The following is a 16,870-nucleotide window of genomic DNA, read 5'->3' as shown; positions in this document are numbered from 1 at the left end:
AGTTCTAAATGACCACATTTTGGACATTTTAAGCTATTTTTAAACTTTCCTCGCAAAATTTCGAGGTCTCTTTTTTGACCTTTCGGGAAATTATCTAAAAATTCGCGGTCTGAACCAAGATCTATTTTATTATAATAAGCCATTTTTATTTTAGATTGAATTATATGTACTAAAGATTCAAGTTCGTCTTTATTGAGACAGTTAGTCATAGATTCTAAATTTTTTGTTTCAAATACAACAGGCTGTTTTTTGGTAAACATATTTTCATACTCCTTTTTAAAATTTATTTTTATATATTTTTAAATTAAAAATCATTGCTTGAAGTCAGTATTTTAAACTGTTTAAAACGAATTCTATACATATATAGAATATATTATTTATAAGTAAGTAGATTATATCCAACTTAAAGATTTTATATTCAATTATCACAAACTTGTTAAATATAATCATAATAAAGGAATAAAGGAATAAAGGAATAAAGGAATAAAGGAATAAAGGAATAGGCTATGAGGAATATAATGGATTATTTTATGTACAATATAAAAAGAAGAAATATAAAATTAGTCGGATAACAAATCATATTATTATTTTATTATCAAAAGATTAGAATATATTATAAATTAGAATTGATTCTAAAAAATCGATTCTTAAATGGAATGAATTTGTATTATAATGAATTGATTTAATTAGTAAGATAATATACTATTATAAGTAAGAAATGTTGTTATATAAATGTAAATTTAGCAATAGCTTAAATAATTTAACCCACCCTTGCACGATAATTAAATTATCGTGTTTTTTTTTATTAAAGGTAAAATGGAGATATTTTTTTATCAATTATAGGTTAAAGTTTGTTAAAAATATTTAATAATGTATAATAGCAGTAGGATGACAGGAAGAATTATTAAGTTCTAATTAATATAGATTATAAGAACAATTAAGGGATAATAGTATGGATAATAAAATGGGAAATTAAGAGGTGATAGTGTGAATGATATGAAGATAAATCAGTTTATTAGGGGTGTTAGGTTAGATAGGAATAAGGTTGAGATATTTTAGGTTAATAAACGAGCTTATCAAGGTGGCAGATAGTTTATAATTGCGACGAAATCTCTGATTTTAATGGCATATTCTGAGAGTTTTATATATGAAATTAAGGAAAATATTGAGTGAGTTATAAGGAGAGCGAAAATGATAATATTACGAAAGATTTTTTTAATAATTATAAAAAAATGATTTATATATTGCCTAAATAATATATAATAGCTATAAAGAAAAAATATATTATATGTTGATTTAATATTAAGTTAATAGAGAGAATGTATATTAAATTAATATTGTAAAAATTAAGGAGGCAGAATAATTATGGCTGAACAAAGGGTAACAGGATCTTCTCAAAGAAATGCAAAGGATGTTGCATATGAGCTTACTGAATTATACTATACTACTGTAGTAAATAAAGAAAGTATGAATGATGTTTCTCCTGAAGAAGTGGCAGAAACTTATATGAAAATATACAATAAGATAACTGGATGTAAATAAGTTATAGAATATTATAATTTTATATAATTGAATTTATATAAATTATTTACATAATGAAATTATTCGGAAGTTATTAAATTTTACATAATTAATAAAGAACAGTAATGTAGATTATTAATGTAGTGATAAAGAATAGTGATAAAGACTAGTAATTAAGTAATAAGGCTGAATAATTGAGCAATAAAGAAGGTATGCATAAAATAAAAATTTTGTTTATGCATACCTTTTATTATAAATATATTTTTGTTATACAATATATATTGAGAGAAAGGCAATATCTGAAAAAGAAAAAAGCTTTCCATAAAATGTAAAAATAAGTCGGAAAACGTTATTTTAAAAATATTTATGTTTACTATCACCCAAAAACAATATACAATATACATAAAGAGAAATATATTGATATGAAGAAGTTTATCTTAGATATATGTGGATAGGTTTCTGGAATATTTGTAAAAAATTATAAAGTTTTAAATTTTGAAAGAGGGAATGCAGATGAATTACATGGAAATTTACAATCAATGGCTTGAAAGTGATTATTTCGATGCCGAAACAAAACAAGAACTTGAAAATATTAAGGGAAATGAAAAAGAAATAGAAGACAGATTTTATACAGATTTAGAATTTGGTACAGCAGGACTTAGAGGAATAATAGCAGCGGGGACTAACAGAATAAATATATACACTGTTAGAAGAGCTACTTTTGGACTTGCAAACTACATAATGAAAAACACTACAGAAGAAGAAAAAAATAGGGGTGTAGTAATAGCTCACGACAACAGAAATATGTCTAGAGAGTTTTGTTTAGAGGCAGCAAACACATTAGCAGCTTGCGGTATAAAAGCATATATATTTGATTCATTAAGAACAACTCCAGAATTATCTTTTGCTGTTAGAAAATTACACACTATAGCAGGTATAGTTATAACTGCTAGCCACAACCCACCAGAATACAATGGATATAAAGTATATTGGGAAGATGGGGCACAAGTTATGCCTGAAATAGCAGCTGCAATAACTGATGAAGTTAATTCAATAAAAGATTATTCAACAATACCAACTATAAAAGAAGATCAAAAAGATTTAGTTGTAATGTTAGGAGAAGACCAAGATACTGCATTTATAGAAGCTGTAAAAACTCAAGTAATCAAAAAAGACTTAGTTAAAAAAGTTGGACAAGACTTCAAAATAGTTTACACTCCACTTTGTGGAACAGGAAACGTGCCTGTAACTCGTGCTTTATCAGAAGTTGGATTTAAAAATGTTTTAGTAGTTCCAGAAGAACAAAATCCAGATCCAAACTTTGCAGGAATCGAATATCCAAACCCAGAAGAACATAAAGCTTTAACTAGAGGTATTGCTCTTGCAAAAGCTGAAGGTGCTGACTTAGTTATAGCAACTGACCCAGACTGCGATAGAGTTGGTGTAGCTGTTAAAACTACAACAGGAGAATACGCACTTCTTACTGGGAACCAAATAGGTGCAATGTTAACTAATTATATAATAGAAAGTTCTAAAGAAGAAAACAAACTAGACCCTAAAGCTACATTAGTTAAAACTATAGTAACTTCAGAATTTGGTGCAGATATAGCAAAAGCAAATAACTTAGATGTTATAAACGTGCTTACTGGATTTAAATTTATAGGTCAAAAAATAAAATCTTTTGAAGAAAGTGGAGATAAAACTTACTTATTCGGATACGAAGAAAGTTACGGATATTTAGTTGGTACTCATGCAAGAGATAAAGACGGTGTTGTTGCATCATTATTAATATCAGAAATGGCAGCTTACTATTATGATAAAGGCATGAGTTTATATGAAGGATTACAAGAATTATACAAAAAATACGGATACTTCAAAGAAAAAACAATCTCACTAACTTTAAAAGGTATAGAAGGTCTAGCTAAAATAAAAGAAATAATAACTTACTTCAGAGAAAACGACATAGAAGAATTTAATAATACAAAAGTTGTAGACTTAAAAGACTACCAAAAAGGTATAGACGGTCTACCAAAATCTAACGTATTAAAATACTTCTTAGAAGATGGTTCTTGGATAGCTATAAGACCATCAGGAACTGAGCCCAAACTTAAATTCTATGTAGCTGTTAAAGGTCAAGATGAAGTTAAGTGTTTAGAAAAAATAGATAATATAGAAGCTGATATCAATAAAATAATAGATCAAGTTAAATAATAAGATAGTATATAAATAATAATTTTACTTAAAGGGCAGGAACTTTTACGTTCCTGCTTTTTTAATTATAAGGAAGAGATCATAATAATGAAATTATCACAGTTAATAACTAAACTAAAAGATGAAATTACTCCAAAAGAATGGGAAGTATTAGAATCAAGAGATTCAACAATTAAAATTAGTGAACATAACAGAAAAACCTTGCTTGAAATGAAAAATACACAAATAACCGAAGATAAAGAAGTCTCAATGGATGTTATAGATGATTTGAAGTTAGAGTTAAAAACTTATTTAAATAAATATATGGCAGAAGATAAAAAGGATCATAAATGGATTATTATTTCTAGTTTATATTTGACTTATATAAAAGAAAAGCCGATGCATCCTATAGATAAATTGAGTATAAAGGTTGTAAAAGAAAATAATAAAGTGATTTATTACTGCCCATTTAGAACAGGCGAAGGGGCATGTAAGTATTGTGTTTGTCAGAATGGGGTAGGATGTGTGTAAGGAATTTTTGTGATAGTTGGATATATTCTATGGATAGTACGCAATTTAAAAATATTGCGTACTTAGTTTTGCGATATGGTGGAGTATAAAGGTACACCATTTAAAGATATTGCGAACTTAAAAATTGAGTTAAATACATCTCATGTTACGGTTGAATTACCAGAAATTTACACATTCCTTATTTACATAATATAACATGAACGTTGAAATACCAATAATTATAAGAAAAATTTCCAACCGAAGTACAAAAAATAAATATTGGACTAAAAAGTACTCTCATCCATTGAAATAACTATATCACATCACACTGATTAAAAATATGCGGTTGGAAAAAATTTATATATAGTGAGTATTTAATATGTTTAAATTTAGATTTAATTTTATAAATATTTCAGATTATCTATGAAAACTCTGAATCAACTATTACTGTAATTGTATATTCATTAAATTTGTCTTTGATTGTTTTTTCTAATCTACTTTTTATTTCACTTCTATCACAAGAAAAGTCTAAAATAACATCACAAAAGATTCTTTTATCTTTTTCATCAACTACCACTCCATGACATCCAAGACAATGCAGTTCATTTTCCTTAAAATTCTTGAGAATACTCCAAACTTTTTTAGTAGTTTCTGAAGTATTATCAACGCCATAAATCCCAAAAATAAGATAAACATGGGTTTCTTGATAAATCTTCATTTGTAATGTATGAATCAATGGATAAATTTCACCAAGAGTCTTTTTATAATCCATTTCAACATTAATACTACCGATATTTGTATTAGGTCCATAATTATTTAATATCAAATCATGTACTCCTAATATATATTCAGAGCTTTGGATAACTTTATAAATTTTATCTTTTATTTCAGAGTCTATTTTTTCGCCAAGGAGTTTATTTATAGTATCTTTAAGGACTTCAAACCCAGTTTTTAAAACAAATATAGAGATAAAAAGTCCCGCATATGAATCTATAGAAAACTTTGTAATCATATATATTATTGCAGAAATAATTGTTACGATTGAAATGATTGCATCATTTTTAGACTCTTTTCCTGATGCTACTAAAGCACCCGAATTAAGCTTTTTTCCTTGTTTTTCAATATATATGCTTAGAAAAGTTTTTACTACTACTGTGATAAATAATAAAAAAACTATCAACAAATTGTAATCTACAGCATTAGGATAAAAAATGCCTTTTACAGATGATATAATTATTTCAAAACCGGTAACTAAAACTATGATTCCGATAATCATACTAGTTAGATATTCAATTCTTCCAAATCCAAATGGATGATTTTTATCTGGGTTCTTTTGAGCTAATTTTGTACCGATGATTGTAATTAATGAAGATGATGAGTCAGTTAAATTGTTAACTGCATCAGATGTAATAGCAATAGAACCAGATGTTATACCAATTATAATTTTTATACCTGCTAAAATGAGATTAGTTATAATACCTAAAATAGATATATTTACAATTTGTTTTTCTCTACTTTTTTTCAATTATAATACTCCTTTCGTTATTTTTACTCTACTTTTTATAGTATTTATGGCAATAAGATTAATTATACATTTTACTTTTATTTAAATATAAATATTAATTAAAAAATATGAAAACCTAGTAGTATATAAAATTATTTAGGAGATTAAAATGAATAAATTAATAGAAAATGCGTATAAAATAGCTGATAAAAATGCAGTTATCTTAAAAGGTAATATAAAAATAAGCGGTGATGTAAACTGTTTACTATTTGCCCATTACTGTGATAGCACATTGTTTTATAAAAGATTTTTTAAAATAAGCAAAGATATACTTAAAGTTAATAAAATATCTAGAAAAAACCTTAAAGAAATTAAAATATTATTAAAATCACATGGTTATAAAAAGGTTTGGTCGAAAGGAGTTTTTTCTATATACGGTGATCTAAGACCTTTAGCTGTTAAGGCTGGCTTTGGCGATTGGGGTTCTGATGGAATAATTGAAAATGAAAAGTATGGTTCAAATTTTTTAATAAGTGCAGTATTTTATAAATAATTGGAAAATGTCTTAGGCTACGGCCTAAGGCATAGATTTTTCACCGCTCACATTAACACTTTTCAATTTTTGTGGTTTATAATATAAGTAATAGGATAGTTTTATTTAAAATAAATGTTAGGGGGTAAAATTATGGAATATACAATATTAGAATTTTCTCAAAAAGCTGCTTGCGAACTTGGTTTAGATATTACTAATCTTGCTATACTTAGATGGTTTGTGAATTCTAAGTACTCTGGCAAAATGTACTCGATTTTAATTGACAATGAAAAACTTATTGGCACTACAGACATATGAATCTGTATTAGGTCAAAATATTACAATTCCATATATTAATATTTTATCAATAGAAGTTGATTAGAATAAAAAAGCATCTATTCTATATAGATGCTTTTTTAGATAAATATTACTTATTTCGAAAATGGAAATCAAAATAAATCTACCTTAAATAATATTTTATATAGCAGATATTTTATTGAAAATGAGTAAATATATAAATGCTATATTGAACTAAAGATAATTGTTAAATAACTCTTATGGTAAAAAATATTTTATTATGGGGGTTATTTTAGTATATATAGCATTTTATATAAAAATTTAATCTATCTTAAGAAAAATCCCACCCAAAATCCACATATAATTTAATACAAAGCAAAAAATAATATTTAGTTAATGAAAAATCCAAATAATTTATTATAATGTATATAAAGCAATTTTGTAAAAAATTCAATATCAAACAAAATTTTGAAAGGAGTTGAAAACAATAAAGAAAATAGTAAAAAAAATACTGCATATGAAATATCGCTTTGAGAGAACATATGGAACAATAGAAGTTGGCAATATAAGTTCAAGGGCGGCAGAGGTAGCATTTTATTTACTGCTTAGCTTATTCCCGTTTTTATTATTTACGATAAGTGCAGTAGTTTTTATACCGATTATATATTTAAATAGATATATAAATATAATAGAGAGCTTGATACCTTCGAGTGCATTTGTAGTAATCAACAGTTTAATTAGATCAGTTATAGGAAATAGAAGTTTTAAACTTTTAATAAGCAGTTTCTTCTTAGCTATATGGTCTATGTCAAAGGCGGTAAAATCATTGATAAGAGGGATTAATAGATCTTATGGAGTTAATGAAAATAGGTCGTTTTTTAAGGTATTATTTATTTCAATGATTTTTTCAATTATGTTATTATTACTTATTTTAATATCAATGATTTTACTTATAGGTGGAGAAAAGATAGGTACTGTTGCGTTTGATTTAATAGGGCTTGACAAGTATTTTATCTATATATGGAATATCCTGAGATATAGTGTGGGGATATTATTCGTTATAATTATATTGGTGATACTTTATACTGCTATGCCAAATACAAAAATGAGAATTGCAGATTCCATCCCTGGTGCTGTGCTTTCTACGTTTTTATGGATTGCAGTGACTTATGGTTATTCGTTTTATGTTAACAACTTTTCAAACTACGATGTAATTTACGGCAGTTTAGGTGGTGTAATCGTGCTTATAACATGGCTGTATTTGAGTAGTTGGACGATTTTATCTGGGTCTGAGGTCAATGCAAGGCTTTTATATAAAAAGCGAAATAGGACTGGAATAAAAAGGAAAAATAATATAAAAGAATGTTGACAATTTTCTGATTATATCATATTATATTATTAACTAATTTAATTAAAAAAGGCAATGAATAGAAAGAGTAAATCTAATTCGGTTTTCAGAGAGGAAAATTTATGAGCTGTGAGATTTTCTAAATTAGAGGGATTGAAAACTACCTAGGAGCTGTGGTCTGAAGTTTTAAGATTTTTCTTATTTTAGTAAGACTTACCGTTAATCGCGTTAAGATTTTGAGTGGATTTTTATCAAATTAGGTGGAACCGCGGGAATACATCTCGTCCTTTTTTACAAGGACGAGTTTTTTTATTTCAACTTATTATCTTAAGAAACGTACGAAGTCGTTGGCGATATGAGCGGAGTGAATTTTTATTCTAAGAAAATTAGTTCGAGGGTAAGCCTCTTTTTTAATACACAAAATCAATAAATAATATAAAGAAATTATAAGTAGGAGGGTAAAAAATGAAAATAGGGATATTAGGATATGGAACAGTAGCAAGTGGCTTAGTTGATATCATAGATAACAACAAGGATAAGAGGGATATAAGTATAGAAGGAATACTTGTCAGGGATGTAAGCAAGCATGCCCACAGAAAACATTCTGATGTTTTAACATCGGATATAGAAGATATATTTAATAAAGATGTAGATGTAATAGTAGAATTACTAGGGGGCTTACATCCATCTTATGAATATTTAAAAAGAGCGTTAGAAAATAAAATTAATGTAGTAACTGCAAATAAAGATATGTTGGCAGAGTTTGGCGGAGAATTAGTAAGTCTTGCTAAGGAAAATGGAGTTTGTATAAAATTTGAAGCATCTGTCGGTGGTGGTATTCCAGTTTTAAAACCATTGATAGAATCACTAGAAGGAAATGAAATTGACTCTATATCTGCAATATTAAATGGAACTACTAACTTCATTTTATCAAAAATGTATGATGAAAATTTATCTTATGATGAGGCTTTAAAACAAGCTCAAGAGCTTGGATTTGCTGAGGCTAATCCGGAGTCTGATGTAATGGGATATGATGCAGGTAGAAAGTTATCAATCTTATCTACTTTATCGTTTAAAAAGAGAATATACTGGAAAGATTTCTATCTTGAAGGAATAAACAATATAGAGCCAAAGGATATAGAATATGCGAAACAACTTGGATGCAAAATAAAATTAGTTGGACGCAGCAAAATACACGATGGCAAGGTAAATGGATATGTCAGACCAGTTTTAGTTGGAAATGACGATATAATATCTAAAATAGACAATGAGTTTAACATAATCGTAGTAAATGGTGATTTCTTAGGAGAGGTATCATTTGTTGGTAAAGGCGCTGGAAAAGATGCTACAGGAAGTGCAGTTTATGCTGATGTACTCGATATATATGATCATCGTCTAAATAATGTAGATGCATTTATTAAAGAAAAAGTAGATGTAGACAAAGTTGTATCACATGAATGTCAAGCTCTACTTAGATTTAAAAATCCACAACAAGACAAGATAATATCTGTATTAAAAGATAAATTAATAAGTTCTAAAATAATAGCTCAAGATGATGAATTAGCGGTTGTTGTAAATGCACCTTCTGAATGTGCTATAAACGACAGTATAAAATTTATAGAAGATAATAAGTATTGCGAAGATGCAAGTAAGATATTAAAATTATCATAATAAAGATATATATAATATAGAGATTGAAATATATAAAAATATAAAAATTTGAACATATAAAATAATTATGTTTAAGTTTTAATTATAATATAAATTAATAAATTAGCCTGTGAAGGATACTTTGCTAAAAGTAGATTTTAAATAAGTTGTTGAGATGGGAAGTGTATGATAATGCACTTCCTATTTCTTTTTTTCGATATGGATAAAAATGAAAACTCTAATAGCTAAAGAGAAGTAATCTTACTTAAAATATGAAAATTATTGTAAAAAGATAGTAATCAGTTCACTTTGGATTGACTACTTCTTTTTATATAACGTAAATTTAGGTATGTTTTCATAAGATGTGTTTGTAAAATTTTGGTACATATATCTTCTTGGATAGATTATAATTAAGTATAAGTATAGGTATAGGTATAGGGATTACAAAGTCCAATAAATTCAAAATATATATAGCGTGATATAAGGGGGTAAATGATGAAGATATTAAAAAACTCTACATTCAAAAATGTAGAAACTGAAAAAATAGTCAAAGAACAGGTATCTTCTATAATAGAAGATATAAAAATAAACAAAGACGAGGCTTTGAAAAAATACAATTTAAAATTTGACAATAATGATAGAAATATAATAAGGGTTTCAAAAGAGGAGATTGAAGAGGCTTATAAAGAAGTTGATGATGAATTTATAAATAACATTAAAATTGCGGCAAAAAATATTGAAAAGTTTGCAAAATTACAAAAGAAAAGTTTTAATAATGATTTTGAAAAGGAAATATATCCAGGCGTTATATTAGGTCAAAAGCATATACCTGTTTCGTCTTGTTTAGCATATGTTCCAGGTGGGGGATATCCATTGTTTTCGACTGCACTTATGCTTATAATTCCGGCAAAGGTTGCAGGAGTAAAGCGAGTGGTCGCATGTTCACCGACTATGAAGGATGTTGCAAAGATAAATCCAAAGACACTTGTCGCTATGGATATAGCAGGTGTTGATGAAATTTATGCAACTGGTGGTGTTCAGGCGATTGCATCTTTTACATATGGAACAGAAAGTATAAAACCTGTAGATATTATCGTAGGTCCGGGAAATAAATACGTCACAGAGGCAAAAAGACAATGTTATGGAACTGTTGGGATAGATTTTGTCGCAGGACCTAGCGAAGTTCTTATAATAGCAGATGAAACAGCAAACGCTACATATATAGCAGCAGATGTGCTTGCTCAATGTGAACACGACTTAAATGCGAGGGGAATATTAATTACAACTAGTGAAAAGTTTGCAAATGAAGTAATGAAAAAAGTAGAACAAATGTTAGAAGAACTTCCTACAAAAAATATAGCAAAGCCTTCATGGGAAAATAACGGAGAAGTTATACTAGTCGATAATTTAAAAGAGGCTGTTGAAATATCAAATCAATATGCACCAGAACATTTAGAAATAAGTACAGCAAATAACGACGACATAATAGATGAGCTTATAAATTATGGATCATTATTTATAGGAGGATATTCAGCAGAGGTATTTGGTGATTATGTATCAGGAACAAACCACACTCTACCGACATTAAAAGCATCTAGGTATACAGGTGGAGTATGGGTTGGAACATTTATAAAAACTTGTACTCACCAAGTACTAAATAAAGACGCAGTAAAAGCACTAGGACCTGTAGCGGTAAAATTGGCTACAGATGAAGGTCTACATGCACATGCCAATGCTGCAAAAGTAAGATTAAAAGAAAACTAATTGTTATAAATTAAACAGTATAACACAAAACAAATTGCTAATAGTATATAGGATTAGTATTTTTAGTTAGCAATTGATAATAGCTGTCATATTACAACGAAAAGTTGTCTTATGATGGCTATTTTTATGAAAAAATTTAATTGTTATATTGGATTAATATAAAAGTTAATAAATTAATGAATACTGTTTTTTGAAAAAATAAATAAAAGTGTTGCACATATAAAATATATAGTATACAATAATTGTTATAACAGGTAAAATCAAAGAAAACAAAATTTACGAAATGGGGGATATTAAGTTGATAAAAGTAGGAATAAACGGTTTTGGTAGAATAGGAAGAAATGTGCTTAGAATAGCACAAGAAAGATTAGGTAACGATGTAGAGATAGTTGCTATAAATGCTAGAGCAGATGCTAATACTTTAGCTCACTTATTTAAATATGATTCTTGCTATGGAATATTCCAAGGTGATGTAGAAGTTAAAGACGACGAAACTTTATTAATAAATTCAAATGAAGTTAAAATACTTAGACATTCAGACCCAGCAGAAATACCTTGGGGAGAATTAGGAGTAGATATAGTTGTCGAATCTACTGGTAAATTTAGAGATAGGGAAGGTGCGCAAAAACATATAGATGCAGGAGCAAAAAAAGTTATAATAACTGCACCAGCTAAAGGTGAAGATATTACAGTCGTAATCGGTGTTAATGAAAAAGACTACGACAACGAAAAACACAATATTATATCAAACGCCTCTTGTACAACTAACTGTTTAGCACCATTTGCAAAAGTATTAGATGAAAAATTCGGTATAGAAGAAGGTCTAATGACTACTATACATGCTTACACAAACGACCAACAATTATTAGATAAAACCCATAAAGATTTAAGAAGGGCAAGAGCAGCAGCAGAATCTATGATCCCAACAACAACAGGAGCTGCAAAAGCCGTAGCAAAAGTTTTACCACAATTAGAAGGAAAATTAAATGGATTCTCAGTAAGAGTTCCTACACCAACAGTTTCTCTAGTAGACTTAGTTTGCACACTTAAAAAAGGTGCAACAATAGAAGAAGTAAATGCTGCTTTAAAAGAAGCTAGTGAAGGAGAGTTAAAAGGAATTTTAGGATATTGTGATTTACCTCTAGTATCAATAGACTTTAGAGGAGATTCAAGATCTTCAATAATAGATGCATTATCAACTATGGCAATAGGCGACAAAATGTTCAAAGTTGTATCTTGGTATGATAATGAATGGGGTTATTCAACAAGAACAGTTGATTTAGTAAAATACGTTGCTGAAAGACTATAAAAAAAGTATTTTAAATTAGTTGACCATATTAACCAAATAAAAATAAACCTATAAAACATTGCTTCAAAATTGAAGCAATGTTTTTTTAGATTTATTTTTAATGTAATACAAATGTAGATATCAAAATCTTATAATAAATAAAAATGAATAAAAATAAATATAACAAAAACCAATAATTTTTGATAAAATGTATTATAGGATAATAACAATAAAAATATATAAAGTGATAGAAAATTGGAGGATATAATATGGATGAAAAAAAATTAGCATCAGATTACTTTATGGAAGGTTTAAACTGTGCAGAATCAGTTATAAAAGCATATAACGAAGAATTTGGAACTGATATACCGATAAGAATAGCTAGCGGACTTGGTGGGGGATGTGCTGTTGGAAACTTATGTGGAGCAGTAAACGGTGCATGTATATGTGCAAGTTTCGCAAAAGGCAGAGACGAAGTGGGAGAAGAAAACCCAGCAAAAACTTACACAAAAAAAATAATGCAAAAAACAATAGACCATTACGGAACTACAGAATGTAGAGCACTTAAAAAAGATAGAGTAGGATGCAAAGAAATAGTTGATTTTTCTTATGAAGCATTAAAAGAAGCATTAAAATAATTTGATATTTGATAAGAATTAGTAAATATATTAAATTAAAAAACTGCTAAATAAGTATTATAAACTACTTACTTAGCAGTTTTTATTTTTACAAATTTATATTCTTATATAAAAATACTATTTTTAATAGACATAGTTGTATTTATATTATTAATAATTTTATTTTTTATAAATGATATAATATAGTACTAATTAAAATTATCTCAAACTATAAAAAACTATAACTATTAATAATAAAGGTTTTTTAAACTATATCCAAATATGATATAATATAAATCAATATGTATAAACACGAACTTAATAAAAATGAAAAAGGTGGAAAAATATGAAAGTAGTTGAAAATGCTATATTTTCAAAGTTTCTCCAATTCGACATAGATGAAAATATTCCAATTTACGAAGGTAGATTCTGTATATACTTATTAAATCGAAAGTATAAATGCAGTGGAAAAGTAATGTATAAGATGGCTACAGAGGGGACAATAACATTTAAAGGGAAAATATTATCGGTCAAAAATTATGATGTAGATATCACGTTAGACTACGATTCAGCAGAACTTGAAATTTATCAATATAGACCTGTTTCAGTAACAGTCAGTTATTTAAACGATGTCACAATAGAAGGATATATAAATCATGGGCATATAAGATCTAAAAATGCCGAGGTCGATTATGTAGATTTTGATGTCGTTAATTTTGATAAATATTTTGGAAAACTTATCAAATACAATGATAAGTTATTTGCTGGAAGAATGGAATTTAATTCAGGGGATTTTGAAATTATAGTAGATAAAAGATTTGACTTTACTAAAGAATTAGACGAAAGATTAAAAGATAGAGATGCACATATAATAACACATAGTGGAAGAATTATAAGAAAAGACAAAAAGCCATTTAAAACTAACATAATAAATCAAGTATTAGATGATTTATCGATATCATTTAGTTTTATGTGCGGTCGATATGTCGACATATGTGCAGCATTTGGATATAAAAATAAGGAAAACGTATATAGATTGTGGAGGGAAACTTTTATAAGTCCATGTAGATTTATTCCAAATTGGAAGGACACAATCTCAAATTATCACAATATAGAAAAGTATTTAACTTTGATGAATAATAAATTAATTGACGATTATTATAACGAGGCTCTAAGACAAGCTGTCGACTGGTACTTACAATCATTTGACGGTTTAACGCTAGAAAACAATCTTATTTCTATCCAAATATGTTTAGAGACATTATCATACATAGTCTTAGTAGAACAAGAAAAAATGCTGACAGATGATGAATTTGATGAAAATTTAGCGACAAAAAACATAAGAACACTGCTAGATGTATGCGGCATTCCTTATGGAAAAGACGACTTGTTTTTATTTGATAGCTATATAAATGATAGATTTGATGATGGAGTCGATTTACTTATATACTATAGAAATAAAATTGTTCACCCTACTAGAAAGAGAAATAGAGCTACTATAACAGTTGAAGATGTGTGGAATATTATCCAAGTTGGGACAAGATATGTAGAACTAGTTATACTTAATATAATTGGGTATAAAGGTGAATACTCTAATCGATTGATAGATAGAGCATATGGTGAGGTACAGCTTGTTCCTTGGAATGGAAATTAACAAACTATATTATGATAAAATCTTATGATACAATTAATATAAATTTTTTTTAATACATTTAAATACATTTAAGGGGGAAACTATATGAACTGTCAATTTTGCCAAAAAAGAGATTACTTATTAGAAAATGAATTTGCTTATGCAAAATTCAGCACAGATCCGACAACTATGGGGCACATATTAGTAGTGCCAAAGAGACATGTAAGTGATTATAATTATTTAACAGACGCAGAAAAACAAGCAATGCATGAATTAGTAGATATGGGTAAAGATGTTTTAGCTGGAATATATAGTCCAAGTGATTACAACTTAAGTATGAGCATAGCTGAAAATCCAAAAGGGGAACACTTATATTTCAACTTAATACCAAAATATATCGAGGCACAAAATACAGAAACAGAAATAGCTTAATTAATAAAAATAAATAAAAATATAATCGGGCAGAAGCTATATAAATTGGGTTATCCAATTTATATAGCTATTTTTTTGAAATTAAAACTAAAATATATAAGGTGAAAAATTTAAGAGAAGTAAAACTTTTATAAAAATTGTGGATAATTTGGTTATATATGTTATAATATAAATTCATAATATAAAAGAGCTGGAGAGATAAAATGACAAAATTAAAAGAATGTTCCTATTGTGGGGCAACAAACACAAGTGTAGTAAAAGGAGGAAGTGGGGTTCGTTGTATATTATATTTTTTAGGATTTAGTGTAAGCATATGGATACCTATTTTAGGTTGGATATTAGCACCATTTTTATTTATAGGGGCTTTAATAAGTTTTTTTCATACTATATTTGAAAAGAAATCATACAGCTTTTTCTGTAATGTTTGCAAGAGACATTTTGAACAGCTGGATAAAGATACATACGAACAGTATAAATCACAGGGAATATAGATAATATTAATTTTAAATAAATATAAGTTAAATAAATAGCATGTTACAAAATAAGTAATGTGCTATTTTTATTTAAGTTTGTAGAATAATGTAATAAATGGAGTTAAGTAATATAATAAGCAAGTTATATAATACTAATCAGAACCACCCGTAAAACGGGTGGTTTGCTTAGCCTTAAAAGGGCATGTTGCTGGCTGTGCCTCAAGGCACATTGAATAAGTATGCCAACTGCATATCTTTTACACACTCCCCCTAAAGGGGGCACTTTTTGCTTAATTTTTTTTACCTAAACTTATTAGTTTATTTTTTATATATTCTTCTATTGCCTTTTTGTTTCTTCCTACTGTGTTTATATAATATCCCCTACAATAAAATTTCGGTTGCCATGCTTATATTTTAAATTGGCATGTCTATCAAATATCATTAAAAAACTTTTCTCTTCAAGTATCCCATGAAATTGGCGACACTCAATTTTGGTGGTATGCTGACCAACATATGTATATGATCCTTGCACGCATGTACTTCTATTATTTCTATACCTTTTTGCTCACATAACTTTCTTAAAATTTTTACTATATCTACTTTTATTTTTTTGTATATCACTAGTCTTCTATATTTTGGGGCGAACACTATGTGGTATTTACAATTTCATTTACTGTGTACTAAACTATTATTATCCATTTTGGATACCCCATCTGTTTTGTTATTAGGTTGGCGGACCTAATAACGAAACAGATGAGGTTTTTTGTCAGAAGGTAAATAATCACTTGAATAAATTTAGATTGGTAATTACTTATAGTAATATCTTATAATTTAGTATTTTCCAGTAAGGTTCCATATGTTTTTTAATCATTATATCTCTACTATAAAAAGTATTTTCAGATACACTATTTTCTCTGTCAAGATTATATCTATGGCAACGCTCAACAAAAGTAATATCTTTAGGAATTATGAAATTATCTAAATTAATACTATTCTTAACTTCTATCAATTTTTTATCAGCATATTTTTTATTATTGATGAATTATCATATTAAGTGCAACACTTAAAAATGGATAAAAAAATAGCTCATAAGTTTATGTTCATGTTACAG

General features: G+C 27.6%; 15 protein-coding genes, 1 pseudogene and 1 other annotated feature. Of the genes and pseudogenes, 13 read left to right on the top strand and 3 right to left on the bottom strand.

The window, feature by feature from the left end:
• A partial coding sequence (locus tag ABCM86_RS13570) for a hypothetical protein (protein ID WP_343004173.1) occupies positions 1-260 on the bottom strand: 260 nt, incomplete at its 3' end.
• Positions 261-1,365: 1,105 nt separating this feature from the next.
• Here ABCM86_RS13570 and ABCM86_RS13565 point away from each other — a divergent pair.
• From ABCM86_RS13565 to ABCM86_RS13555, 3 genes are all read left to right on the top strand, one after another.
• Complete coding sequence (locus tag ABCM86_RS13565) at positions 1,366-1,542, top strand: hypothetical protein (RefSeq protein WP_195931214.1); 177 nt, start codon at positions 1,366-1,368, stop codon at positions 1,540-1,542.
• A 492-nt stretch (positions 1,543-2,034) separates the two neighbouring features.
• Positions 2,035-3,732, top strand: coding sequence for a phospho-sugar mutase (locus ABCM86_RS13560; protein ID WP_343004172.1), 1,698 nt, complete (start codon positions 2,035-2,037; stop codon positions 3,730-3,732).
• Between the two features lie 87 nt (positions 3,733-3,819).
• Positions 3,820-4,242, top strand: coding sequence for a DUF2115 family protein (locus ABCM86_RS13555; RefSeq protein ID WP_343004171.1), 423 nt, complete (start codon positions 3,820-3,822; stop codon positions 4,240-4,242).
• 400 nt (positions 4,243-4,642) lie between these two features.
• Here the strand turns inward: ABCM86_RS13555 and ABCM86_RS13550 are convergent, their stop codons facing one another.
• Positions 4,643-5,746 carry a cation diffusion facilitator family transporter gene (locus ABCM86_RS13550; protein ID WP_343004169.1) on the bottom strand — a complete coding sequence of 368 codons (1,104 nt, stop codon included), beginning with the start codon at positions 5,744-5,746 and terminating at the stop codon, positions 4,643-4,645.
• A 148-nt stretch (positions 5,747-5,894) separates the two neighbouring features.
• Here ABCM86_RS13550 and ABCM86_RS13545 point away from each other — a divergent pair, with 148 nt between their 5' ends.
• From ABCM86_RS13545 to ABCM86_RS13500, 10 genes are all read left to right on the top strand, one after another.
• Entirely contained in the window at positions 5,895-6,278 is a 384-nt protein-coding gene (locus tag ABCM86_RS13545; protein ID WP_343004168.1) for a hypothetical protein, read from the top strand.
• A gap of 132 nt (positions 6,279-6,410) precedes the next feature.
• The gene (locus ABCM86_RS13540; protein WP_343004167.1) at positions 6,411-6,575 is read left to right on the top strand and encodes a hypothetical protein; all 165 of its coding nucleotides are present in this window, start codon (positions 6,411-6,413) and stop codon (positions 6,573-6,575) included.
• Positions 6,576-7,032: 457 nt separating this feature from the next.
• A complete protein-coding gene (locus ABCM86_RS13535; RefSeq protein ID WP_343004166.1) occupies positions 7,033-7,923 on the top strand; it encodes a YihY/virulence factor BrkB family protein in 891 nt (296 codons plus the stop codon).
• Between the two features lie 45 nt (positions 7,924-7,968).
• Positions 7,969-8,194, top strand: a binding site (T-box leader).
• Positions 8,195-8,367: 173 nt separating this feature from the next.
• The gene (locus ABCM86_RS13530) at positions 8,368-9,573 is read left to right on the top strand and encodes a homoserine dehydrogenase (protein ID WP_295572108.1); all 1,206 of its coding nucleotides are present in this window, start codon (positions 8,368-8,370) and stop codon (positions 9,571-9,573) included.
• A gap of 474 nt (positions 9,574-10,047) precedes the next feature.
• Positions 10,048-11,316, top strand: a complete 1,269-nt coding sequence (gene hisD, locus ABCM86_RS13525) for a histidinol dehydrogenase (RefSeq protein WP_343004165.1) — start codon at positions 10,048-10,050, stop codon at positions 11,314-11,316.
• 283 nt (positions 11,317-11,599) lie between these two features.
• A complete protein-coding gene (gap, locus tag ABCM86_RS13520) occupies positions 11,600-12,625 on the top strand; it encodes a type I glyceraldehyde-3-phosphate dehydrogenase (RefSeq protein ID WP_195931777.1) in 1,026 nt (341 codons plus the stop codon).
• Between the two features lie 248 nt (positions 12,626-12,873).
• Complete coding sequence (locus ABCM86_RS13515; protein ID WP_295572102.1) at positions 12,874-13,242, top strand: C-GCAxxG-C-C family (seleno)protein; 369 nt, start codon at positions 12,874-12,876, stop codon at positions 13,240-13,242.
• A gap of 325 nt (positions 13,243-13,567) precedes the next feature.
• Positions 13,568-14,875, top strand: a complete 1,308-nt coding sequence (locus ABCM86_RS13510; RefSeq protein ID WP_343004164.1) for a hypothetical protein — start codon at positions 13,568-13,570, stop codon at positions 14,873-14,875.
• A gap of 84 nt (positions 14,876-14,959) precedes the next feature.
• The gene (locus tag ABCM86_RS13505) at positions 14,960-15,286 is read left to right on the top strand and encodes an HIT domain-containing protein (protein WP_216569431.1); all 327 of its coding nucleotides are present in this window, start codon (positions 14,960-14,962) and stop codon (positions 15,284-15,286) included.
• 203 nt (positions 15,287-15,489) lie between these two features.
• Entirely contained in the window at positions 15,490-15,777 is a 288-nt protein-coding gene (locus tag ABCM86_RS13500) for a hypothetical protein (protein ID WP_343004163.1), read from the top strand.
• A gap of 272 nt (positions 15,778-16,049) precedes the next feature.
• Here ABCM86_RS13500 and tnpA read toward each other — a convergent pair.
• Positions 16,050-16,410, bottom strand: a pseudogene (tnpA, locus tag ABCM86_RS13495) (IS200/IS605 family transposase).
• Positions 16,411-16,870: the final 460 nt, after the last annotated feature.

The sequence above is a fragment of the Clostridium sp. 2218st1_F5_2218SCRN_220325 genome (genome assembly GCF_039062665.1).
In the GTDB taxonomy this organism is placed as follows: Bacteria; Bacillota; Clostridia; order Peptostreptococcales; family Peptostreptococcaceae; genus Intestinibacter.
The sequence above is the reverse complement of the archived record's forward strand: the minus strand, read 5'-3'. Positions and strand labels throughout refer to the sequence as shown.

Coding starts and splice junctions, on each gene's coding strand:
- ABCM86_RS13500 (WP_343004163.1), top strand. CDS start 15,490: ATGACAAAATTAAAAGAATGTTCCTATTGTGGGGCAACAAACACAAGT.
- hisD (WP_343004165.1), top strand. CDS start 10,048: ATGAAGATATTAAAAAACTCTACATTCAAAAATGTAGAAACTGAAAAA.
- gap (WP_195931777.1), top strand. CDS start 11,600: ATGGGGGATATTAAGTTGATAAAAGTAGGAATAAACGGTTTTGGTAGA.
- ABCM86_RS13530 (WP_295572108.1), top strand. CDS start 8,368: ATGAAAATAGGGATATTAGGATATGGAACAGTAGCAAGTGGCTTAGTT.
- ABCM86_RS13515 (WP_295572102.1), top strand. CDS start 12,874: ATGGATGAAAAAAAATTAGCATCAGATTACTTTATGGAAGGTTTAAAC.
- ABCM86_RS13545 (WP_343004168.1), top strand. CDS start 5,895: ATGAATAAATTAATAGAAAATGCGTATAAAATAGCTGATAAAAATGCA.
- ABCM86_RS13560 (WP_343004172.1), top strand. CDS start 2,035: ATGAATTACATGGAAATTTACAATCAATGGCTTGAAAGTGATTATTTC.
- ABCM86_RS13540 (WP_343004167.1), top strand. CDS start 6,411: ATGGAATATACAATATTAGAATTTTCTCAAAAAGCTGCTTGCGAACTT.
- ABCM86_RS13510 (WP_343004164.1), top strand. CDS start 13,568: ATGAAAGTAGTTGAAAATGCTATATTTTCAAAGTTTCTCCAATTCGAC.
- ABCM86_RS13555 (WP_343004171.1), top strand. CDS start 3,820: ATGAAATTATCACAGTTAATAACTAAACTAAAAGATGAAATTACTCCA.
- ABCM86_RS13565 (WP_195931214.1), top strand. CDS start 1,366: ATGGCTGAACAAAGGGTAACAGGATCTTCTCAAAGAAATGCAAAGGAT.
- ABCM86_RS13505 (WP_216569431.1), top strand. CDS start 14,960: ATGAACTGTCAATTTTGCCAAAAAAGAGATTACTTATTAGAAAATGAA.